The sequence below is a fragment of the Campylobacter sp. RM9328 genome (assembly GCF_012978615.1).
Map to the genome: position 1 here is coordinate 131,768 of NZ_LIWF01000001.1, position 20,338 is coordinate 152,105.

Below are 20,338 nucleotides of genomic sequence, written 5' to 3' on the forward strand. Positions count from 1 at the left end.
TCTCTTGTTATTTTTAAATTTGCAATTAATTTACATTAAAAACGCGTGATTATATCAGAAAAAACAATTAATATCATTAAAAAAAATTTATAATTTAAATTATAAATAAAATTTTATTTTCTTAAAATAAATTCACTTATTATTTGTAACTTTATAAAGAAATCCAAAGATCTCAGCAACCGCTTTATATAGTTTTGGTGGGATTTCTTGATTAACTTCGACTTTGCTTAAAATTTCTATAAGATCTGGGTCTTCTTTTATGGGTATCTCATGCTTTTTTGCGACAGATATTATCTTATCCGCCATATAGTCACTTCCTGAAGCCAAAACCTTAGGCGCATTATCTTTTTTTCTGTTATATCCTAGAGCAACTGCTCTTTTTTTAGTAATTTTCATCATGCCTTCTTGTCATACCCAACCTCAAGCCCGCCAAAATCCTTAAATTTCTGCTTGATTTGTTTTTTATCTAGCACTCGTAAATTAAAATTTGAAATTATGAGCCCTACTTCAGATATGGCTTGTTTTAGTTCCACTGAATTCTCAAGTATGACACTTTTAAATTCGGCACTTTGAGTGGCGATAGAGATATCTATATAGCGCTTATCGATAAGTCCCACCATGATATTTATCTGTCCAAATTTTTTAAAATTTAGGTCGATTTGCGCGTAATACTTATCCTTTTTACCACGCTTAAACGCAACATTTGCGCCATCCACGCCGTCCCAAACATATGGCATATATGTTTGTATACCGCCTCCTATACTAGAAACCATTTGATGCATTTCGATTTGAGAGAGCATTTTGTTTACGGCTTGGTTGATTTGTTGATTTTGAGTTTTATCTTGTATGGACAAAAGCGTGCTTTTTACATCACTGCTTAGCGTTTTGGCTATCTCTTGTGCATTTTTTGGCTCGATTTTAGATATATCGTTTGAGGCTAAATTTAGTTGTTTTATGAGGGATTTTACCTCGTTTAAATTTGCTTTTGCGCTACTTGCCTCACGGTCTGCTATATTTATGGTTTGAGCAAGTCGCCTAGCCGCACTAGTTAGTTTATCTTGTAGTGTTGCTTCTTCAAGAGATGATGTTATGTTGTTAAAAAACTTGATCACTCCCGCCTCATCGCCTATGCTATTTAACGCCTTTAAAGTATTTTTTATATCTTCAAGAGCACTCTTAAGTGACTTAAAATTTGAATCAAAGGCTGAGTTTTGGCTAAGTTTTTCATTAGCAAGAGTTAAAACTTTAGACGTTAAAACATCGACAAATTCATTTATCTTAGCAGCTTGCGACCTTATCTTATCGCCGCTTAAGTCCTCTTTACTCTCTTTGTTTAAAAATTTGGCAATATTATCAAGCTTGCTAACGTCGCTTAATAAATTTTTAAATAAAGAGTTGTTTAAAACCGCAGCGGCATCATTTTTAGATGCTTGAAGCATTTGGTTTAGTTTGATAAAAGAGCCGTGGTTGTCTAAATTTTCATCCGCAGCAAGACTTAATATATTAGCAAGTAGCTCTTTGTTTGAGAGGTTTTTAATGTCATTAAGCAAATTTAGCATAGAGCTTGGCAGTTTTTGACCATTTAATGCCTCTTTTAAATTTGCTTCAAGCATTATGCCTGAATTTTTTATCTGCTCGTTAAAACTACCTGTCTTTATGTCGGCGATCGGCTTTAGAAATTCTTTTAGTTTTAAGGCAAATCCTTTTAGCGCCCCATCGTTTTCATCCTGCGTCTCAAGCATTTTCACCAACGACTGCAGATCTTTTGATAAATTTGGAGAAATTTGAGTATCTTTTGCCTGCTGTAAAATTTGCTCCGCCTTTGTTGTGCTTCCGGTTGATTTTAACTCCTCAAGGACGCGCCCTACAAGCTTATCTAGGTTATCAAGTGCTTCTTGTGATCTTTGATTAGTTACATTTTGCTGGGTTGGCTGGTTTTTAAACAAGCCCTCTTGTTGTGCCAACCTTCCTGGTTGATTTGAGGCGATATTACCTGCATTTTGGGTATTTACTTGAGTGCTTAAAGAATTTAAAATTTCCATTATCAGCTTTTACTTGAATTTAGTGCCGACATCTCACCCATGTTATGCATAGGATGCTCTTCATATGGCTTTCTAAGATGCATGGGAACAGTTTTTTGTGTCATAGCAAATGCGATTAGTACTGTAAGCAGTAAGATATAAACATATATAAAGCCCATCGCCCCAAAAAATTTCATACTAGCGCCCATCAAAAGCGGCGAGATAAGAGAGCCCGTGCAATAACTAAAAAGCAATGCCCGACCAACTTCTATGCTATGAGTTCTATCAACTAGCATATCGTTTGCTCTAGCCAAAGATAAGCCGTAAAGACAGAAAAATCCGCTCCCTAAAAAAAACGATAAGATGTATTGAGTTAGACTACTTCCTGTGGTAACCAAAAACAAAACAGCAGATATCAAAGAAATGATAGCACACCCCATTATCGCGGGTCGTCTGCCAAATTTATCACTCAATGAGCCTATGCTAATTTGCGCGAAAAACCCGCCAACCATCGCCGTAGTCATAAAAATAGATACCTCTTTTGCGCCCTGCCCTTGTAGCATAACAAATAAGCTAGCCATCGAGAAAAAGCCGTTTATCAAAACACCTGCTATTACACTACCGACAAGGGCAAGTGGAACTATGCTAAAAATTTTGGGTATGCTTACGCTCTCTTTTTTGGGAATTGTTGGCTCTTTTATGCGTATTAAATTTAAAGGTATGCTTGAAAGCATGATAAACGCGGCGCTGATGATAAAAATTTCAAATGTATCCAACTTAAAAAGAAGTATCAAAATTCCCGCACTAAAGCTAAAATAAAATACGCCCTCGTAAAACGCTATAACGCGCGATCTTATGAAAGTTGCGGTTTTTGCATTAAGCCAGCTTTCTATCACCATCAAAAGTCCGTAGTAGCAAAACCCCAAAAGTGCGCGCAATAACGCCCAAAAATATAAATTTTGACTAAATCCATGAAACATCGCAGCCACGCCAAAAACCGCCGAAAATATCGCAAATGACCTGATGTGTCCGACCTTTGAAACGATACGATGAGCTCCTATCGTGCTAATTAGAGCGCCGATAAAAAAGCAGGTATTTATAGCGCCGATCTCAAGCTCACCAACACCCATCTCCTTAAGCTTCACACCGCATGAACTAATAACAAGACCATTACCAACAAAGAGTAAGCTCATACCAAAAAAAAGCGGCAACATCGAACGGATCATGCGGATACTACTTGACATTTTTACTAACTACTCCAAATAAAAACGCCCCGATAGGCATAGGCGCAAGACCGATTAAAATACCTGCGATGTCAAGCATCTCTTTTCTTTTAAGCACTAAAAATCCCAAAATCAAAACCGCATAAGCAAGTAAACGATAAGGCACAAATGCGGCTGTTAAATTTAGATCTTTTAGTTTGATCTTTTGCTTTTTAAGCCTTTCTTTTTCATTTTTTAGACTAAATTCTTTAACATCTTCGCCCTGCTTATATTGGCTATCTTGCTCGCCCCACTCCTCTTCCTCTTCATCATCAAGCTCTTTTTGCATGGCTAAAATTTCATCTTTATCGTCTCTCATGCGAGCGTTTACTCGTCTTTGATAGCTTTTAAACGTGGCAAAAAGTATAAGTAGCGACGAAAAAAATGCAACCTGAGAGCTAAGTATGAAATTTAGCGATACAAACGAGCCTAAAACAAGCAAAATAAGCCAAAAAACAAGATAAAGCAAGGCAAGAGTTTTAATCACTCATCATCCTCTTTTGCGTCTTTGTATCCTTTGTATCTGTTTTCGTCCTTTAGTTCGTCAAGACTTTTTATCTGAGCCTTGTAAGCTTTATGGACGTTTAGTGCAGCAGCAGCGACACCAAAAGCAAGACCAACAAATATCATGGCGTTCCAGCCAGTTAAGCTTTTTAGCCAAAAGCCAAGCCCTACGCCGATAGCTACGGCTACGACCATGGATATACCAAGACTTAACTTCTCGGCTCCGTTTACAACTTCGTTTATTTTGATTTTAGCCATTTTTTATCTCGTTAAATGCCTCTTTTGCAGCGTTTACCGCAAATTCTATATCGCTTTCATTCATAGGCTCGCATATAAATCCCGTCTCAAACTGACTAGGAGCTAGATAAACTCCGCGCTTTAGCATAGCTGCATGAAATTTAGCAAACATTTTTGTATCGCTTTTTAATGCATCTTCGTAATTTCTAACAGGTTTGCTAGTAAAAAAGTATCCAAACATAGAGCCCCTAACATCGGTTTGGATGTCTATACCGACACTTTTTGCTGCGTCTTTAAAACCGTCCGTTAATTTTCTTGCTAAATTTTCAAGCTTAGCGTATAAATTTTTATTTGAGTTTATCTTGCTAAGAGCTGCTATACCCGCGCTCATAGCGACAGGATTACCGCTTAATGTCCCTGCCTGATAAACCGCACCATCAGGACTTAAGCAGTTCATTATCTGCGCTTTTCCGCCAAACGCCGCAACATTAAGCCCTCCTCCTATAACCTTGCCAAATGTCACAAGATCAGCCTTTACTCCATGAAAAGGCAAAGAGCCAAATTCCGAAGCCCTAAAACCGCTCATAACCTCATCAAGTATCAACACTGCGCCAAATTTATCGCACAACTCCCTAAGAGCTGCTAAAAACTCCTTTTGCGCAGGGACAAGTCCCATATTTCCCGCGATAGGCTCGATTATCACGGCTCCGATTTGCGCACCTGAATTAAAAATTTTCTCAACGCTTGATATGTCGTTGTATATTGCTAAATGCGTATTTTTTACCGTATCTTGCGGAACTCCGCCGCTTGAAGCATTACCGTAAGTAGTAGCGCCGCTTCCTGCTTTAATAAGCAAAGCATCAGAATGTCCGTGGTAACAACCTTCAAATTTGATAAGTCCATCTTTATTTGTATATCCTCTAGCAACTCTTATGGCACTCATTGTAGCTTCCGTGCCCGAAGATACGAAGCGAATTTTTTCTATATTTTCAAATTTATCGCAAACCATTTTTGCCAAAACTGTTTCATTTAATGTCGGCGCACCAAAGCTTAAGCCCTTTTTGGCTGAATTTATAACGGCATCTTCTATATCTTTATCGCAATGTCCAAATATTAGCGGTCCCCAGCTTTGAATAAAGTCAAGATATTTTCTGCCCTCGATATCATAAATATACGCACCTTCGCCATGGTCTATTATCAGCGGTTCACCGCCAACACTACCAAATGCACGAACAGGCGAATTTACGCCTCCCGGGATAAATTCTTTAGCTTGTTTAAAGGCCTCTTTATTTGTCATTTTTTCTTTCCTTTTGATTTAGTTTTTTTACTTTCTTCTTTTAAATTTGTGATGTATTCATATAGTATCAAACTCTCTTCTTCGGTCAAAAAGTAGCTTGGCATCATGCCTTTTGGCTCTTCTAAAGCCCGCTCAAATACCTCATAGCTTACATTATTTATCGCAGGAGCTCTTAGCTCTGCATCAACAAACTTTTCGCTATCTTTACTCTTTTGTTTAAATTTTGATATCACGCTACCTTGGGCGTTAGCTCCGTGACACTTATCGCAACCTATGCCGCGAGGGTTTGAGTATAGCATTTTTGCGTATTCTTTTTTAGTTATAAAGTCGGCTCCATATACCGAAAATAAAATCAAAAAAAATAAAAAAAATGCTCTCATCTACCTTCCGTTTTTTAAATTTTAATAAATTTTTGGATATGATACAATCTTTGTGATTAAAATAGCATTTAAGCGAGGTAAAAATGACCATTTTAGACGGAAAAGCCGTTAGTGCAAAAGTAAAACAGGAAGTTGCCATAGAAGCTAGCAAACTAAAAGCAGCAGGCGTTGAGCCGGCTCTTGCAGTGATATTAGTCGGAGAAGATAAGGCTAGTCAAACTTACGTAGCGTCAAAAGAAAAGGCTTGTATAGCTGCAGGTATCGGCTCTATAATGCACAGACTTCTGCAAAGCACAAGTCAAAGTGAGCTTTTAGCACTTATAAATGTTTTAAATTTAGACGATAGCGTTGATGGGATTTTAGTCCAACTTCCCCTTCCAAAACACATAGATACAAATAGCGTCCTTGAAGCGATCCGCCCTGAAAAAGATGTAGACGGTTTTCATGCCATAAATGTCGGAAAACTCGTTAGCGGACTTGATGGTTTTGCGCCGTGCACTCCATTTGGTATCATGAGAATCTTAAAAGAGTATAACATAGATGTAGCTGGACTAAACGCCGTTGTTATCGGACGAAGCAATATAGTCGGCAAACCTATGGCAAATTTACTTTTAAACGCGTCTGCTACAGTTACAGTAACTCACAGCAAGACTAAAAATTTAAAAGAAATTTGTGCTGGTGCAGACCTTATCGTGGCGGCCATCGGAAAGCCTTATTTTGTAACCGCGGACATGGTTAAAGAGGGGGCGATAGTCGTTGATGTGGGTATAAATCGCCTTGATGACGGAAGACTTGTTGGGGATGTGGACTTTGACGGGGTTGCTTCAAAATGTAGTTTTATCACGCCGGTTCCTGGAGGCGTTGGACCAATGACAATAGCCATGCTTTTAAACAACACTATAATCTCAGCTAAAAATCGCGCAAAAAAATTAGGATTAAATTTTTAAAGAAAGAAGATAATGAAGAAATTTTTAGGTAAATTATACGATTTTTCAAGTAGCTGGACAGGTACTGTTATAATCGTATTATTAGTTATATTTTTTGTAGTACAGGCGTTTGTTATACCGTCTGGATCTATGAAAAATACACTTTTAATAGGCGATCATTTATTTGTTAAAAAATTTAGCTACGGGATTCCTACGCCTAGAATTCCTTGGCTTGAAGTAAAAGTCATGCCTGAGCTAAACGGCAACGGACATCTAATCACAGCCGATGGCCCAAAACGTGGTGATATCGTTGTTTTCCGCTATCCTTACGATGATAAAATTCACTATGTTAAAAGAAATTTTGCGATCGGCGAAGACGAAGTCGTCTTTAGTGAAAAACAAACTTTTTTGCGACCGCATGAAGGCGATGAGTATATAAGAGCAAATTACGATCAAAACGACATAGTAGAGCTTGATGGCAAACTCTTTGTTAAAGAACCTTATAAATTTAGCGGTGTTCACTATGATGAAAACGTAAATATGTTTGAGCAAATGATTTATTACCTAAATGCAGGCAAACTAGCCATGAAACCGCTAAGAGTAAGCTCTCTAGCACCAAATGACAAATACGGCTTTAACGCATTTTACTTTAAAGTGCCAAAAGATGAGTATTTTATGATGGGAGATAACCGCGATCACTCAAATGATAGTAGATTTTGGGGAAGCGTAAGATATGAGCATATAGTTGGTAAGCCTTGGTTTATTTACTTTAGCTGGGATAGCGACTATCGCATAAGATGGGAGCGCATAGGAAGATTTGTCGATACGGTACAAAACGACGATAAATTTATAAATTTTGCACTAAAAGAGAATGAAGTAGATGGACTTCACTAATATAAACATAGTTGAAATTTTAACCATAGTAATCTGCCTAGTCATAGCCATTGTAGGTCATGAGATAGCCCATGGCCTAGCGGCTTATAAATTTGGCGATATGGCCGCTAAAAATCAAAATCGCCTAAGTATAAACCCTATCCGTCACATTGATATGTTTGGCACGATAATCATCCCTGCGGCACTTTATCTAACAAGCGGTTTTGTACTAGGATGGGCTAAACCAGTCCCCGTTAATCTTACCACCGTTATGAGAAACGGTGGTCATAAAGGCGCTATCATAGTTGCTCTTGCTGGCATAGCATACAACTTTATCCTAGCGGCATTTGCATTTTTTGTGCTAAAATTTTTAAATTTTGGATTTGCGGAAGCTAAATTTATCTACACTTTTCTTGTTATAAATTTATTCTTAGGGCTTTTTAATCTCTATCCGATCCCGCCACTTGACGGATCAAAGGCATTAGAATACGCTTTAAGATCTTTTAGACTTAGCAGCATGGCAAATTTGATAACAAGCCTTGAAAAATACGGCTTTATTATACTTGTTGTGATATTAATATCACCGTTTAAAGAGCAGTTTTTTGCACCTATAACTTATATTTTTAAGCTACTTCGTTCCATGCTTTGAGATTGAATTTTAATTTAATGCTATTTGCGATATAATCTTGAAATTTTAAATCAAACGGAATACTCATGCAAATAGACAAAATTTTTATCGCTAGTGATCATGCAGGTTTTGGACTAAAAAAAGAGCTTAAAAACTCACTTTCAAACATCGGTTACGAGATCATCGACCTTGGTGCAGACGACGCTACTACAAGTGTTGATTATCCTGACTTTTCTCACAAAATGGCAAAAAATTTAGATGATAACTGCTATGGAATTTTAATATGCGGAACAGGTATCGGCATATCAATCGCAGCAAATCGCCACGCAAACATACGTTGCGCACTCTGCCATGATGAATTTACTGCTCGCCTAGCAAGACAGCATAACGACGCAAACGTCATCGCAATGGGAGCTAGAACTATAGGCACAGGAGTTGCACTAGATATGATAAAAGTCTTTCTAAACACCGAATTTGAAGGCGGAAGACACGAAAGAAGAGTTAAAAAGATAGAACCGCAAAAGGAAAATTCATGATAACCGAGTGGATATTTCTTACCTGCTTGATATGTGCGTGTATATATTTAGCAGTTATGGTTTTTTACTTTAAAACCTTGCTAAAAAAAGAGCGCGTCACAAAAGATTTTATGAAAAACAACCTCCAGGACACAGAGATCGTTATACGAAAACTACAAATCCAACTTCAACGAAGCCTTGGAAATATCGACATACTAACAGACGAACTAAACAAAAGCAAAAACGATGTAACTTCACTTAGAACGAGAAATTCGCAATACCGCTTAGAAAACGACAAACTTCGCGGCAGAATTCGTGAGCTTGAAGGCAAGATCGAAGCATTGCTATAAATATCATAAATTTTTAAGGATCAAGATGAAAGAACTAAATTTAGAACAAAAAGAGTATTTACTAAACTCCATCCGCCAAGTGCATGACTTTCCAAAGCCCGGTATCGTGTTTCGCGATATAACCACGCTTTTAAACGACAAAGAAGCATTTAACTTTTTAATAGACCACCTGGTTGCAAGATACGGCGAGATGGAGATTGATTTTATCGCAGGGATAGAGTCGAGAGGGTTTATATTTGGCGCGGCGCTTGCAGCAAGACTAAGGCTGCCTTTTGTTCCGATACGAAAACCTAAAAAACTGCCCTATATCACGATCTCTCAAAAATACTCACTTGAATACGGCGTTGATGAAGTGCAAATTCACATCGATGCCTTTAGAGAAAAACAAAATGCAAAAGTTCTTTTAATAGACGATCTAATAGCCACCGGAGGCACTGCAAAAGCCTCTGTAGAGCTTATAAATCAAACAAATGCAACCTGCATTGAAGCCTGTTTTTTAATAGATCTAAAAGAGCTTGGCGGGAGTAACAATCTAAAAAATTTAACCAAAATTTACAGCGTATTGGAGTTGTGAGATGGAAGAGACATTAAAAAATTTAATGTTAAACTACCATCAATACGCTTATGTTATATTGTTTTTTTGGTGCATTATGGAAGGGGAACTAGCTCTTATTTTAGGTGGTATACTAGCACACGAAGGTCATGTGGATGTGGCTTTGGCTATATTTGTAGCAGGTATAGGAGCTTTTGTCGGGGATCAAATTTACTTTTATCTAGGCAGGTACAATAAAAAATACATAGCTAAAAAATTAGTCGCTCAGCGGAGGAAATTTGCCATAGCGCATATCATGCTTAAAAAATACGGCTGGCCTATTATCTTTATCCAACGCTACATGTATGGATTTCGTGTAATAATCCCGATGAGTATCGGACTAACTAGATATAGCGCTAAAAAATACGCATTTATAAATTTAATAAGTGGCTGGTGCTGGGCTGCGATCACGATACTTTTAGCTTGGGTGTTTGGACAAGCCATTTGGGATACGATAAACATCATCGAAGCGCACTGGTATGTTGCCATACCGCTTATAGGTGCATTTTTGGCTGCTTTGTTTTTTGGTTTTAGAAGCATAGAAAATAAAATTTTAAAAGAAAGGAAAAACAGAAGAGATGAAATTTCAAATAACCGATAAAAACATCGGTAGCGTAAAAGCTGACTGTGAGTTGGTTTTTATAATAGATAAAAATTTTGAAAATAAATTTATAAAAGATAAAGAAGCTTTTGAATTTTTTGGTTTTGACGGAGAGGGAGCGCAACTTGTTCAATCTTCAAATACAATTTACGTAGGCATACCAAAACTCGAAGCAGACGAACTAAGACTTGGTGCGTCAAAAGCTTATGGCGCGATTAAAAATTTAAAGATAAAAAGTCTAAAAGTAGCAAGCTATCACGTAGGTTGCGATAGATTAAGTATACAAAGTATAGTAGAAGGTTTTTTGCTTGGAAGTTATGAGTTTAATAAATACAAAAGTAAAAATAAACCGGTTTCATTAGAGGAAGTGATAATCTCAACCCAAGAGCTAAATGACGTAAAAATCGACCTTGACAAAGCCAAAAAAGGGGTAAAACAAGGTGAAATAATAGCAAGTGCAACAAATTTCAGCAAAGATATCGTAAACGAAATTCCTGAAATTTACACTCCTTTAAAAATGGCAAAAGATGCCAAGGATCTTGCAAAAGAGCTAAAAAACGTAACTTGCGAAGTATACGATGAGAAATTTTTAGAAAAAGAGAAGATGAATGCCTTTTTAGCGGTAAATCGCGCCTCGGCAAATCCTCCTCGCCTAATACATCTTACTTACAAACCAAAAGACGCTAAAAAACGCATAGTATTTGTAGGCAAAGGGCTTACTTACGATAGTGGCGGACTTAGCTTAAAACCGGCTGACTATATGCTAACAATGAAGTCGGATAAGAGCGGAGCTGCTGCTGCTATGGGTATCATAAAAGGAGCGAGCGAGCTAAATTTGCCTTTTGAAATTCATGCGATACTTGGTGCTACGGAAAATATGATAGGCGGTAACGCTTACAAGCCGGACGACGTGCTTATCTCACGCTCTGGCGTGACTATCGAAGTGCGCAACACCGATGCCGAGGGTCGTTTGGTTTTAGCCGACTGTCTAAGTTTTGCACAAGACTTAAAGCCTGATTTGCTTATAGATATGGCTACTTTAACAGGTGCTTGCGTAGTAGGACTTGGCGAATACACTAGTGCAATAATGGGCAACAACGAGGAGCTAAAGCACGAATTTAAGACAAAAAGTAAAGCAAGCGGTGAGTTAACCACGGTGCTAGAATTTAACCCACATCTAAGAGAACTTGTAAAAAGCCAGATAGCAGATATAAGCAACACGGCTTCAAGTAGATACGGCGGAGCTATAACGGCAGGCATTTTCTTAGATAAATTTATCAAAGATGAGTATAAAGATATCTGGATGCACCAAGATATCGCAGGTCCCGCATATACCGAAAAAGCCTGGGGCTATAACCAATCAGGCGCTACTGGTGCCGGAGTAAGAATGAATTTATACTATCTAAACGCCATGGCAAAGGAGCTGTAATGGGATTAAGCGTAGGTATTGTAGGACTTCCAAATGTTGGTAAATCAACCACTTTTAATGCACTAACAAAAGCACAAAATGCCCAAAGCGCCAACTATCCGTTTTGCACTATAGAGCCAAACAAAGCCGTAGTGGCTGTGCCTGATAAAAGGCTAAACGAGCTTGCAAAGATAGTAAATCCAAATCGCATACAATACTCAACTATCGAATTTGTTGATATCGCGGGTCTTGTTAAAGGTGCAAGCACCGGCGAAGGGCTAGGAAACAAATTTCTATCAAACATCAGAGAGACCGAGGTTATACTGCATATTGTGCGTTGCTTTGATGATGAAAATATCACGCACGTTGAAGGCGGAGTTGATCCTATAAGAGATATAGAGATCATTCAAACCGAGCTGATACTAGCCGACATAGAACAACTAAATAAAAAATGCGAACGCCTAACTCGTGAAGCCAAAGCAAATGCAAAAGGTGCTAAAGAAACTCTTGCTCTAGCAAATGAACTTCTAAACCATCTAAACGAAGGCAAAAGTGCTAGTAGCTTTGAAAAACGAGAAGATGAGGCTTTTATAAATTTAAATAAAGAACTAAGACTACTTAGTGCCAAAGAGGTGATTTATGGCGCAAATGTCAATGAAGACGGTATCGCAGAAGATAACCAATACGTAAAAGCACTAAAAGATTTTGCCAAGAGCTCTGATCACGAGGTTATCAAACTATGCGCAAAGATAGAAGAAGAGCTTGTGGGTATGGATGATGATGAGGCGCATGAGTTTTTGGCTTCGCTTGGAGCACAAGAAAGCGGTCTTGAAAAGATAATCCGCACAAGCTTTGCCAAGCTAAATTTGATCAGCTACTTTACTGCCGGAGTGGTTGAAGTTCGAGCCTGGACGATCACAAACGGCTGGAAAGCCCCAAAAGCCGCAAGCGTCATACATAACGACTTTGAAAGAGGGTTCATTAGAGCCGAGGTTATAAGCTATGACGACTTCATATCGTGTGGCGGCGAAAACGGAGCTAAAGAAGCCGGTAAAATGCGACTTGAAGGCAAGGACTATGTCGTTGCCGACGGAGATGTTATGCACTTTAGATTTAACGTATAAGCTTGTTAAATCTCAATCACAAATTCTCAAATTTAAAACACAGCACAAAAACGGCGAGAAATTACTCGCCGCTAATTGTTTTTTACTCTTAAATTTAACGACTCATGGTTGTTTTAATACCCTTTTAAACAATACACGCTTTAAATTTTAAACTTTTTTAGCTAAAATTATTTAAATTTTAAAGGAGAAAATATGGCAAAAGATGCAAACGGAACAGAGCTAAACGCAGGAGATAGCGTAACTTTGATCAAAGATCTTAAGGTAAAAGGTGCCGGTGCAACACTTAAAAGAGGTACTCTTGTAAAAAATATCAAACTTACAAACAAAGACACAGAGATCGAGGGCAAGATCGATAAAATGGGCGTTATAGTGCTTAAAACAGAATTTCTAAAGAAAGCATAACAACAAATGCCTACTTAAATTTGTAGTAGGCGCCCTACTTTATCTTTATAAAATTCCTCGTAAAGTCAAACCTAAAAGTCAGTAAATTTTGAAGTATACCAAATAGCACCATAAATGTTATAAAACTACTGCCGCCGTAACTAAAAAATGGCAATGGAACGCCGACTACAGGGGCGTAGCCGATAGTCATCGAGATATTAACCCCTACATATATAAATATCAAAACCGCGATCCCCGTCGTCACCACTTGTGTAAAATAATCTTTTTTAAGCATGTAGTTTAAGCTCAAAAGATGAAAGATCAAAAGTCCATAAGCCCCAAGAAGTCCGAGTGCACCGTAAAACCCAAAACGCTCGATATTATAAGCAAATATAAAATCACTAGTCGCAATGGGTAAAAATTTAAAATGCGTCTGAGTGGCTTCATCTTTTGGTTTGCCTTTTAAGCCACCGCTTCCGATCGCGATTATACTTTGTTGAACGTGATAGCTGGGCTTTTCCGATAAAAAGTCGGTTATGCGCTTTTTTTGATAATCATGTAAATTTTCATAAAGTATCGGAGCGCTAACACCTATTATCACGGCTATGCTTATCCAAATTTTCTTATCCACACCGATAACAAAAAGCACTGCGTAACCAACTAGTAAAAGCACAAGAGCCGTGCCAAGATCGGGCTCTTTCATTATCAAAACAAAGGGCAAAATTATATAAAAACTAAGTCTAAAAAACTCTTTTAAATTATAGCCGTTTTCACCCGGCGGTCGTTTTTTTATAAGATATGCAAGCATTAATAAAAATGCCGGTTTCATTATTTCCGAAGGTTGTATAGTAAAGTGCACGAAAGGGATTTCAAGCCATCTTCTTGCACCAAGCTTACTTACGCCAAATATATCAACCGAAAGCAAAAGCAAGATATTTACCCAGTAAAGTGCCGGTATAAGCCACTCAAGCCTTCTAATTGGTAGTAAGAAAAAAAACATAAAAGCCAAGCCGCCGACGCCAAAATAAACAAGCTGTTTATTTGCTAAAACGGCATTTGCCTCAGATACTAAAACATATGAAAGCACGATAATCGGAAGTATAAACAAAGGCTGCAAAAAGTCAAAATGTGTTAAAATACGCCTATCAAAAACTATCAATTACGCTAACCTTGTTTTTGGTTTAATCATAACACGAAAAGGTAAAATTTTGGTTGAAGTCATAATAACTTGTGCCGACAGACTTGACGTAAGCGTTGCAAATGAGCTTAAAATTTCACGCAACCAAGCTTCAAAACTTATTAAAGACGCCCTTGTAAAGGTAAATTCTAAAACTATATTAAAACCATCTTTTTTGACATCTTTACAAGATAAAATTTCTATAAATTTCGGCGAAGCAAAAGAGATTAAAAACGAATTTGAGGTAAATTTTGACATACCTATCATTTACGAAGACGAGGATTTATTGGTCTTAAACAAACCCCCACACATAGTGGTTCACGGTGCGCCAAGTGTTAAAGAAGCCACTCTTGTTGAGTGGTTAAACGACAAAGAATATATGCTTTCAAATTTAAACGGCGATGTTAGAGCAGGCATAGTTCACAGACTAGACAAAGGCACTAGCGGGGCTATCGTCGTAGCTAAAAATAACACCACACACGCCGCATTAAGCGAGCAGTTAAATGACAAAAGCATGGGAAGAATTTACTTGGCGCTTACAGACTTGCCGCTTAAACAAAACTGCATCATCGATAGAGCTATTGGGCGCAATAGCTCCAACCGCCTAAAAAAAGCTGTCGTTAGCGACGGCAAAAGCGCAAAAAGCGCATTTTTAAATTTAGTCTCAAATGACGGCTTAAATTTGATCGCCGCAAAGCTTTTTACGGGCAGAACTCACCAAATTCGTGTTCATTTAGCAAGTATTAATCGCCATATTTTAGGAGATGATTTATACGGTTTTAAGAGCGAAAAGAGTAAAATAAATAGAGTTATGCTTCACGCGTATATGCTTTACTTCATCCACCCGCGAACCGGCGAGATGGTCGAATTTGTCGCGCCGTTGTATGATGATTTTAAAAATTTACTAGATAAAAAAATATCCAAGGAGTTACTTGATGAAAAAATTTGTCCTAAGTTTATTAATGCCTCTTTTGGCGATACTTCTAGCTGGTTGTGCATCTAAAGTTCCGACACAACAAAGCGCCTCTTTGCCGACCATTACAAATTTAAAAACGATCTCGGATATGACCGAAATCGGTTTTGAGTGGACGCCGACAAACGACGAAAATGTCGCCGGCTACTACTTATATCGCTCAAATCCAAACACACCTAATGCAAGTATGCAAATCGTAGCCGACATAAAAGATCGCTTTGCAACTCACTACGTAGATACAGACTTAGCACCTGAAACCACATACTCATATCAAATGAGAAGCTACTCGCAAAATGCGATTTCACCGGCTGGTGCTACAGTAAATGCAACGACTAAAGCCCTGCTTGAGTCAGTTCCGTTTCTACAAGCAATAGCAGGACTACCAAATCGCGTAAAAATCATCTGGAGACCACATCCTGATCTTCGCGTAGTAAGCTATGTCGTAGAAAGAAGCAATGCTTCAGAAAACAAATGGAGAAGCGTTGCAACCGTTAAAGGTCGCCTAAATGCCGAGCATATCGACACTGATGTTAAAAGTGGAAGATCTTATGAGTATAGAATTCTAGTAAAAACAAGCTCCGGGGTAACATCAAAACCAAGTGCGGTCGTAAAAGCAACCACAAAGGAGTTGCCCTAGCCCGGTTATAAATTTACAAGCAACGACCAATGTGCCTAAAAAGATCATTCTAAGCTGGGACAGCAACGTTGGAGAGGATTTTGCTCATTATAGAATTTATAGAACCTCAAGCAAAATTTTACCTTATACGCTAGTTGATAAAACCACGTCAAATTCATACGAGGACCTTATAAATTCCAACGGCGTTCAAAGATATTATAAAGTAACGGTTGTGGACAAGGATCAGCTTGAAAGCCTAAAGCAAAAAGAGCCTACAGCCGGTCAAACGCTTAGTTCGCCAAGCACTCCTGCCTTTACTTCGATAAGTTTTGACGGCACAGCTATAAATTTAAGCTGGAACGGGGTTGATAGAGCTGTGTCATACACTCTTTATAGAGAGGGTGGTGGAGTTGAAAAAATCATAAGCGATATAGCTCAAACAAACTATAGCGACGCAGCGATACAAGTCGGCGTTACTTATAATTACAGGGTCATTAGCGTCGATGAATTCGGTCTTGGCTCGGACAAATCAGACAAAGTAGAGATAAACACAAAATAATGCCAAATTTCATAGCTAAAAATTTAAAAAACAAACCTTACCCATTCGGCAAAGACGATGTGGAATTTTTATGGGAAGCCTGCGGTAGAACAGAAAAACTCATCTACACCAAAAGTGGCGATGAAGACTTTTTTATCATTACAAAAAAACAAGGTAGTGGCGAGAATTTCGTTATTAAAGGCGAAAAGCTTACCAAGCCTTCACGTGTAGGACTTTTGCAAAAAGCACTTTGTGTTTATCGCGACGAAAACACGAGCGAGATTTTAAGTGAAGCCTTTGCGGTAAAAAACAATCGTTTAACTCAAAAAACAAGCTTTATCGCAGATATTAAAGAATTTTTAGAAGAATTTAACGAACTAAAAGAAAAATTTCCTAAAATTTTTATAGAGATAGGATTTGGCTCAGGAAGGCATCTTCTTTTTCAAGCGCAAAATAACCAAGACGCACTAGTTGTCGGCATAGAGGTTTATAAGCCGAGTATCGAACAAGTAGCAAAACTTGCAAAAGTTAAAAATTTAGACAACATACGACTTATAAACACTGACGCAAGGCTACTTTTATCACTTGTGGGCTCAAATTTGGTAGATAAAATTTTCCTTCATTTTCCTGTGCCTTGGGATAAGGCAGAGCATAGACGCGTGGTGTCAAAAAGCTTTGCCATAGAGTGCGAACGAGTGCTTAAAAGCGGCGGAAATTTCGAGCTCAGGACTGACTCTAGGGAGTATTGCGACTTTAGTATTATGCATTTTTTAAATTTTAAAGACTCAGAGCTAAGCATATATAAAAATAGAAATTTACAGATAAGTAGCAAATACGAAGATCGATGGAAGATGCAACAAAAAGACATCTATGATGTTATATATACCTGCAAGAATGATTCCGAACAAGAAAAATTAGATGATAGAATGGACTTTGCAGGTGGCTATGACGTTAAAAATTTAACTAAAAATTTCAAGAATGAAACATTTAAATTTGATGACTTCTTCATACATTTTGAAGAAATTTATACTATAGACAACAATGAAATTTTACTCAAAGTAGCTTTTGGCGCATTTAATAAACCGGAACAATGCTTTGTTAAAGTAAATGAAAACGAGTGTGAGTATTTCATCAAAAAACCACTTTTAACAAGAGAGAATTTAAAAGCTCATAATGTCTTAAAGGAGTATTTGGCAAATGCAGCAAATTATCAGCGCTCGTAACCTAACCCTTGCTTACGAACGTAATGAAGTTGTTATAAATAGCGCAAATTTGGATATTTTTGCAAATGACTTTGTCTTTATAACAGGCAAAAGTGGAAGTGGTAAATCAACCCTACTAAAGTCATTTTATGGGGAGATAACGCCGAGTGCGGGTGACTTAAATATCTGCATGACCTCACTTGTGGATATCGATACTAAAAAATTAAGCGAACTTAGACAACGCATAGGTATTATCTTCCAAAACTATCGGTTAATAAACGAGTGGAGCGTGGAGCGCAATGTCATGCTTCCGCTTATCATAAAAGGCATAGCCCAAAGTGTATGCAAAAAGCAAGTCGCAAAGCTTTTAAAACATGTTAATATGCTACATAAAGCCGATAAATACCCAATGGAGCTAAGTGGTGGAGAGCAGCAAAGGGTTGCCATGGCAAGGGCGTTAGCGCACAATCCAAATTTGCTTCTTTGCGATGAGCCAACAGGAAATTTAGACGAATACTCAAGCGATGTTATATGGTCGCTACTTAAGTCTGCAAGGGAATTTTTAGGCACAACTATAGTTGTTGTAACTCACCACATACCGCCTACTTTTCGCATACCGTATAGGCATTTTTCTATAGAAAACGGGGGCGTTCATGAGATCGCTTAAAAACCACCTAGGCTTTCTTTTACCTCTTATCGCCTTACTTTTTGCGGTAGAATTTAGCATAACTTCAGACAAGATCGTAAAAAACTATGAAGCTTTAATGGGCAGAGACTACAACATTGTAATAGTCTCTCTTAAAGAGCTAACCGATACCGACATAAAACCGGTCATAAAGAGCTTTTTATCGCTTGAGCAGCTAAGCGCACAAAAGATAATAGACAGGCTAGCAGATGATATTTCAGCTAAAAATTTATCTATCCTGCAAAATGCTTTACCGAAATTTTACTCGTTAAAACTTAGCGAATTTCCAACCCCAAAAACCATGAACGAGATAAAAGATAAAATTCAAAAAATGGAAGGCATAAGTAAAGTAGAAACTTTTTCAAGCACACACGACAAAGTCTATAAAATTTTAAATTTAACAAAAATGCTATCAAATATGTTCATGTGGATACTTGCCTTTGTAGGCTCTATGCTTATGTTTAAACAAGCTAGAATTTGGCTTTACGAACACAAAGAACGCATAGAGATCATGACGCTTTTTGGTGCACCGTTTTGGCTTAAAAGTGCTATGCTTTACAGGATCGCCGTAATAGACAGTATACTTTCTTCGATTTTAGTTAGTGTATTTTTTTACTTTTTGCCAGACATTGAGTTTTTTAACTCAATCGCAAAAGAGATAGATGTGGCAGTGCCAAGACTAAATTTCGAGCAAGAACCAGCCATGCTTTTTGGCGTGGCAATAGCGCTTAGTATATTTACCGTAAGCCTTGTTATGAGAAGAGTTAAAAAAGATAATATATGAGAAAAATTCTTTCTTTGCTACTTATTTGTGCACTTTTTAGCTTAAATTTAGAGGCTTCACAAACAAAAGAAAAGATAAAAAGCTCAAAAACATCTCTAAGATCGAGCGAAGAAATGTCAAAGCAGCTTAACAAAAAACTAGAAGACCTTGCAAGCGATATCGTAAGCGGCAACAAAAAACTTAGACAAATCACAAACGATATAGCAAATTTAAAAGAGCAAATTTCAGCCCTTGAAGCAAACGCCACAAGTGCAAATAGCGAACTTGAAAAGCTAACCAAGCAAAACAAAGAGCTGATACAAACACAAAAAGAGCTTGAGCAAAATATCATTAGAATTATCGCTGAAGATCTCTCTTTTGAATTATTTTTATCACAAGATGAAAAGAGCCAAAGCACAGACTCCATAATGGTTTCTCAAATTTTAACAAAGCTAAATAGTATAGTTAAAGAGGATTATAAAAAATTAACAAAAACATACGAAGAGACCGTTAATCACATCAAAAACCAATCAAGCAAAATAGAAAAAATTCAAACAAGTATAAAAAACTATAAGCAAAAACAAAATGAACTTCTAGCACTTGAAGAAAACCAAAAAAGCACGATCAGTAGCCTAAAACGCGATAAAGAAATTTATACAAAAAAGCTTGCCAAACTACAAATTCAACAAGACGAACTTAGAAAAACACTAGAACAACTATCCATCATGCAAAAAAGAGAGGACGCAAAAGCAGCCGAACTTGAACGCCAAAGACAAGCCCAAGCCTCTAAAAGACAAGGCGGCACAAAGGATAGCAACCTAGATGTTAAACAAATGGGCTCAAGCTACCAAACAAGCGCGGTTAAAAAATACACCGGTACCAAAACTATAGCTCCGCTTGACGGATTTAGCGTAAAGCAAAAATTTGGCAACTACGTGGATCCGATCTACAATATTAAAATTTTCAACGAGTCCGTAGTTCTTCGCTCAAATACGCCAAACGCAAAGGTTAAAAGCGTGTTAAACGGCAAAGTGGTCTTTGCTAAAGAAACACAGCTGCTTGACCGAGTAGTTATTATCGAAAACGAAAATGGTATACACACGATATATGCGCACCTTAGCCAAATAGCACCTACTATAAAAGTCGGCACAAGGGTTCAAAAAGGCTATGTTATCGGACGCGTTATAGACGACTTAACATTTGAAGTAACGCAGAAAAACTATCACATCGATCCGCTTGAATTAATCAGCTTAAAATAAATTTACTTGGATATTAGCTAAATTTA

25 protein-coding genes are annotated in these 20,338 nt (G+C 37.7%); 17 read left to right on the plus strand and 8 right to left on the minus strand.

Going from position 1 to position 20,338, the window contains the following annotated elements; all coding sequences use genetic code 11:
• Positions 1 to 132 precede the first annotated feature (132 nt).
• Genes CCAL9328_RS00750 through CCAL9328_RS00780 form a run of 7 tightly spaced genes read right to left on the minus strand, consistent with a single transcriptional unit; the run spans position 133 to position 5,701 of the window.
• Positions 133 to 399 carry an EscU/YscU/HrcU family type III secretion system export apparatus switch protein gene (locus CCAL9328_RS00750; protein WP_249317970.1) on the minus strand — a complete coding sequence of 89 codons (267 nt, stop codon included), beginning with the start codon at positions 397 to 399 and terminating at the stop codon, positions 133 to 135.
• Positions 396 to 2,042, minus strand: coding sequence for a hypothetical protein (locus tag CCAL9328_RS00755; protein WP_169999756.1), 1,647 nt, complete (start codon positions 2,040 to 2,042; stop codon positions 396 to 398). Before CCAL9328_RS00755 ends, CCAL9328_RS00750 begins: the two co-directional genes overlap by 4 nt.
• A 2-nt stretch (positions 2,043 to 2,044) precedes the next feature.
• On the minus strand, positions 2,045 to 3,265 hold the full coding sequence (locus tag CCAL9328_RS00760) for an MFS transporter (protein WP_169972120.1): 1,221 nt from the start codon (positions 3,263 to 3,265) through the stop codon (positions 2,045 to 2,047).
• Positions 3,255 to 3,770: a hypothetical protein gene (locus CCAL9328_RS00765; protein WP_169936351.1), complete on the minus strand. Its 516-nt coding sequence runs from the start codon at positions 3,768 to 3,770 to the stop codon at positions 3,255 to 3,257. Before CCAL9328_RS00765 ends, CCAL9328_RS00760 begins: the two co-directional genes overlap by 11 nt.
• Entirely contained in the window at positions 3,767 to 4,045 is a 279-nt protein-coding gene (locus tag CCAL9328_RS00770; protein WP_169936349.1) for an AtpZ/AtpI family protein, read from the minus strand. Before CCAL9328_RS00770 ends, CCAL9328_RS00765 begins: the two co-directional genes overlap by 4 nt.
• Positions 4,038 to 5,321 carry a glutamate-1-semialdehyde 2,1-aminomutase gene (gene hemL, locus CCAL9328_RS00775; protein ID WP_169936347.1) on the minus strand — a complete coding sequence of 428 codons (1,284 nt, stop codon included), beginning with the start codon at positions 5,319 to 5,321 and terminating at the stop codon, positions 4,038 to 4,040. The genes CCAL9328_RS00770 and hemL overlap by 8 nt, the downstream gene beginning before the upstream one ends.
• Complete coding sequence (locus CCAL9328_RS00780) at positions 5,318 to 5,701, minus strand: c-type cytochrome (protein WP_169936345.1); 384 nt, start codon at positions 5,699 to 5,701, stop codon at positions 5,318 to 5,320. The genes hemL and CCAL9328_RS00780 overlap by 4 nt, the downstream gene beginning before the upstream one ends.
• Before the next feature lie 83 nt (positions 5,702 to 5,784).
• Between CCAL9328_RS00780 and folD the strand changes: the two genes are divergently transcribed.
• From folD to CCAL9328_RS00830, 10 genes are all read left to right on the plus strand, one after another.
• Complete coding sequence (gene folD, locus CCAL9328_RS00785) at positions 5,785 to 6,648, plus strand: bifunctional methylenetetrahydrofolate dehydrogenase/methenyltetrahydrofolate cyclohydrolase FolD (RefSeq protein ID WP_169936343.1); 864 nt, start codon at positions 5,785 to 5,787, stop codon at positions 6,646 to 6,648.
• Positions 6,649 to 6,660: 12 nt separating this feature from the next.
• Positions 6,661 to 7,521, plus strand: a complete 861-nt coding sequence (gene lepB, locus CCAL9328_RS00790; protein WP_169999757.1) for a signal peptidase I — start codon at positions 6,661 to 6,663, stop codon at positions 7,519 to 7,521.
• Positions 7,508 to 8,149, plus strand: a complete 642-nt coding sequence (locus CCAL9328_RS00795; protein WP_169972118.1) for a site-2 protease family protein — start codon at positions 7,508 to 7,510, stop codon at positions 8,147 to 8,149. Before lepB ends, CCAL9328_RS00795 begins: the two co-directional genes overlap by 14 nt.
• Positions 8,150 to 8,214: 65 nt before the next feature.
• Positions 8,215 to 8,664: a ribose 5-phosphate isomerase B gene (gene rpiB, locus CCAL9328_RS00800; RefSeq protein ID WP_169936335.1), complete on the plus strand. Its 450-nt coding sequence runs from the start codon at positions 8,215 to 8,217 to the stop codon at positions 8,662 to 8,664.
• Positions 8,661 to 8,993, plus strand: a complete 333-nt coding sequence (locus CCAL9328_RS00805; protein WP_169936333.1) for a hypothetical protein — start codon at positions 8,661 to 8,663, stop codon at positions 8,991 to 8,993. Before rpiB ends, CCAL9328_RS00805 begins: the two co-directional genes overlap by 4 nt.
• Positions 8,994 to 9,018: 25 nt before the next feature.
• Positions 9,019 to 9,567, plus strand: a complete 549-nt coding sequence (locus CCAL9328_RS00810; RefSeq protein WP_169936331.1) for an adenine phosphoribosyltransferase — start codon at positions 9,019 to 9,021, stop codon at positions 9,565 to 9,567.
• 1 nt (position 9,568) lies between these two features.
• On the plus strand, positions 9,569 to 10,186 hold the full coding sequence (locus tag CCAL9328_RS00815; protein WP_169972116.1) for a DedA family protein: 618 nt from the start codon (positions 9,569 to 9,571) through the stop codon (positions 10,184 to 10,186).
• Positions 10,164 to 11,615 (plus strand): leucyl aminopeptidase, encoded by a 1,452-nt coding sequence (locus CCAL9328_RS00820; RefSeq protein ID WP_169936327.1) that lies wholly within the window; start codon positions 10,164 to 10,166, stop codon positions 11,613 to 11,615. Before CCAL9328_RS00815 ends, CCAL9328_RS00820 begins: the two co-directional genes overlap by 23 nt.
• Positions 11,615 to 12,718, plus strand: coding sequence for a redox-regulated ATPase YchF (gene ychF, locus CCAL9328_RS00825; protein WP_169999759.1), 1,104 nt, complete (start codon positions 11,615 to 11,617; stop codon positions 12,716 to 12,718). The genes CCAL9328_RS00820 and ychF overlap by 1 nt, the downstream gene beginning before the upstream one ends.
• A 192-nt stretch (positions 12,719 to 12,910) precedes the next feature.
• Positions 12,911 to 13,120, plus strand: a complete 210-nt coding sequence (locus CCAL9328_RS00830; protein WP_169936323.1) for an alkylphosphonate utilization protein — start codon at positions 12,911 to 12,913, stop codon at positions 13,118 to 13,120.
• A gap of 34 nt (positions 13,121 to 13,154) precedes the next feature.
• Here the strand turns inward: CCAL9328_RS00830 and CCAL9328_RS00835 are convergent, their stop codons facing one another.
• Positions 13,155 to 14,258 (minus strand): FtsW/RodA/SpoVE family cell cycle protein, encoded by a 1,104-nt coding sequence (locus CCAL9328_RS00835; protein ID WP_169972043.1) that lies wholly within the window; start codon positions 14,256 to 14,258, stop codon positions 13,155 to 13,157.
• Positions 14,259 to 14,307: 49 nt separating this feature from the next.
• Between CCAL9328_RS00835 and CCAL9328_RS00840 the strand changes: the two genes are divergently transcribed.
• The 7 genes from CCAL9328_RS00840 to CCAL9328_RS00865 are packed head-to-tail and all read left to right on the plus strand — an operon-like array spanning position 14,308 to position 20,312.
• The gene (locus CCAL9328_RS00840) at positions 14,308 to 15,279 is read left to right on the plus strand and encodes an RluA family pseudouridine synthase (RefSeq protein ID WP_169999761.1); all 972 of its coding nucleotides are present in this window, start codon (positions 14,308 to 14,310) and stop codon (positions 15,277 to 15,279) included.
• Positions 15,212 to 15,886 carry a fibronectin type III domain-containing protein gene (locus tag CCAL9328_RS11240; protein ID WP_349304182.1) on the plus strand — a complete coding sequence of 225 codons (675 nt, stop codon included), beginning with the start codon at positions 15,212 to 15,214 and terminating at the stop codon, positions 15,884 to 15,886. The genes CCAL9328_RS00840 and CCAL9328_RS11240 overlap by 68 nt, the downstream gene beginning before the upstream one ends.
• Positions 15,887 to 15,917: 31 nt before the next feature.
• Positions 15,918 to 16,424 (plus strand): fibronectin type III domain-containing protein, encoded by a 507-nt coding sequence (locus CCAL9328_RS11245; protein ID WP_322619344.1) that lies wholly within the window; start codon positions 15,918 to 15,920, stop codon positions 16,422 to 16,424.
• Entirely contained in the window at positions 16,424 to 17,626 is a 1,203-nt protein-coding gene (trmB, locus tag CCAL9328_RS00850) for a tRNA (guanosine(46)-N7)-methyltransferase TrmB (protein WP_169999763.1), read from the plus strand. The genes CCAL9328_RS11245 and trmB overlap by 1 nt, the downstream gene beginning before the upstream one ends.
• Positions 17,601 to 18,272 (plus strand): cell division ATP-binding protein FtsE, encoded by a 672-nt coding sequence (locus tag CCAL9328_RS00855; protein ID WP_169936315.1) that lies wholly within the window; start codon positions 17,601 to 17,603, stop codon positions 18,270 to 18,272. Before trmB ends, CCAL9328_RS00855 begins: the two co-directional genes overlap by 26 nt.
• A complete protein-coding gene (locus CCAL9328_RS00860; RefSeq protein WP_169999765.1) occupies positions 18,259 to 19,074 on the plus strand; it encodes a cell division FtsX domain-containing protein in 816 nt (271 codons plus the stop codon). The genes CCAL9328_RS00855 and CCAL9328_RS00860 overlap by 14 nt, the downstream gene beginning before the upstream one ends.
• Positions 19,071 to 20,312, plus strand: coding sequence for a murein hydrolase activator EnvC family protein (locus CCAL9328_RS00865; RefSeq protein ID WP_169999767.1), 1,242 nt, complete (start codon positions 19,071 to 19,073; stop codon positions 20,310 to 20,312). The genes CCAL9328_RS00860 and CCAL9328_RS00865 overlap by 4 nt, the downstream gene beginning before the upstream one ends.
• Positions 20,313 to 20,338: the final 26 nt, after the last annotated feature.

Bases quoted from the DNA above. Each gene is read 5' to 3' on its own strand.
- CCAL9328_RS00865 (WP_169999767.1), top strand. From the start codon at position 19,071: ATGAGAAAAATTCTTTCTTTGCTACTTATTTGTGCACTTTTTAGCTTA.
- rpiB (WP_169936335.1), top strand. From the start codon at position 8,215: ATGCAAATAGACAAAATTTTTATCGCTAGTGATCATGCAGGTTTTGGA.
- CCAL9328_RS00810 (WP_169936331.1), top strand. From the start codon at position 9,019: ATGAAAGAACTAAATTTAGAACAAAAAGAGTATTTACTAAACTCCATC.
- CCAL9328_RS00820 (WP_169936327.1), top strand. From the start codon at position 10,164: ATGAAATTTCAAATAACCGATAAAAACATCGGTAGCGTAAAAGCTGAC.
- CCAL9328_RS00830 (WP_169936323.1), top strand. From the start codon at position 12,911: ATGGCAAAAGATGCAAACGGAACAGAGCTAAACGCAGGAGATAGCGTA.
- trmB (WP_169999763.1), top strand. From the start codon at position 16,424: ATGCCAAATTTCATAGCTAAAAATTTAAAAAACAAACCTTACCCATTC.
- hemL (WP_169936347.1), bottom strand. From the start codon at position 5,321: ATGACAAATAAAGAGGCCTTTAAACAAGCTAAAGAATTTATCCCGGGA.
- folD (WP_169936343.1), top strand. From the start codon at position 5,785: ATGACCATTTTAGACGGAAAAGCCGTTAGTGCAAAAGTAAAACAGGAA.
- lepB (WP_169999757.1), top strand. From the start codon at position 6,661: ATGAAGAAATTTTTAGGTAAATTATACGATTTTTCAAGTAGCTGGACA.
- ychF (WP_169999759.1), top strand. From the start codon at position 11,615: ATGGGATTAAGCGTAGGTATTGTAGGACTTCCAAATGTTGGTAAATCA.
- CCAL9328_RS00760 (WP_169972120.1), bottom strand. From the start codon at position 3,265: ATGTCAAGTAGTATCCGCATGATCCGTTCGATGTTGCCGCTTTTTTTT.
- CCAL9328_RS11240 (WP_349304182.1), top strand. From the start codon at position 15,212: ATGAAAAAATTTGTCCTAAGTTTATTAATGCCTCTTTTGGCGATACTT.
- CCAL9328_RS00815 (WP_169972116.1), top strand. From the start codon at position 9,569: ATGGAAGAGACATTAAAAAATTTAATGTTAAACTACCATCAATACGCT.
- CCAL9328_RS00770 (WP_169936349.1), bottom strand. From the start codon at position 4,045: ATGGCTAAAATCAAAATAAACGAAGTTGTAAACGGAGCCGAGAAGTTA.
- CCAL9328_RS00750 (WP_249317970.1), bottom strand. From the start codon at position 399: ATGATGAAAATTACTAAAAAAAGAGCAGTTGCTCTAGGATATAACAGA.
- CCAL9328_RS00855 (WP_169936315.1), top strand. From the start codon at position 17,601: ATGCAGCAAATTATCAGCGCTCGTAACCTAACCCTTGCTTACGAACGT.
- CCAL9328_RS00780 (WP_169936345.1), bottom strand. From the start codon at position 5,701: ATGAGAGCATTTTTTTTATTTTTTTTGATTTTATTTTCGGTATATGGA.
- CCAL9328_RS00805 (WP_169936333.1), top strand. From the start codon at position 8,661: ATGATAACCGAGTGGATATTTCTTACCTGCTTGATATGTGCGTGTATA.
- CCAL9328_RS00795 (WP_169972118.1), top strand. From the start codon at position 7,508: ATGGACTTCACTAATATAAACATAGTTGAAATTTTAACCATAGTAATC.
- CCAL9328_RS00755 (WP_169999756.1), bottom strand. From the start codon at position 2,042: ATGGAAATTTTAAATTCTTTAAGCACTCAAGTAAATACCCAAAATGCA.
- CCAL9328_RS00860 (WP_169999765.1), top strand. From the start codon at position 18,259: ATGAGATCGCTTAAAAACCACCTAGGCTTTCTTTTACCTCTTATCGCC.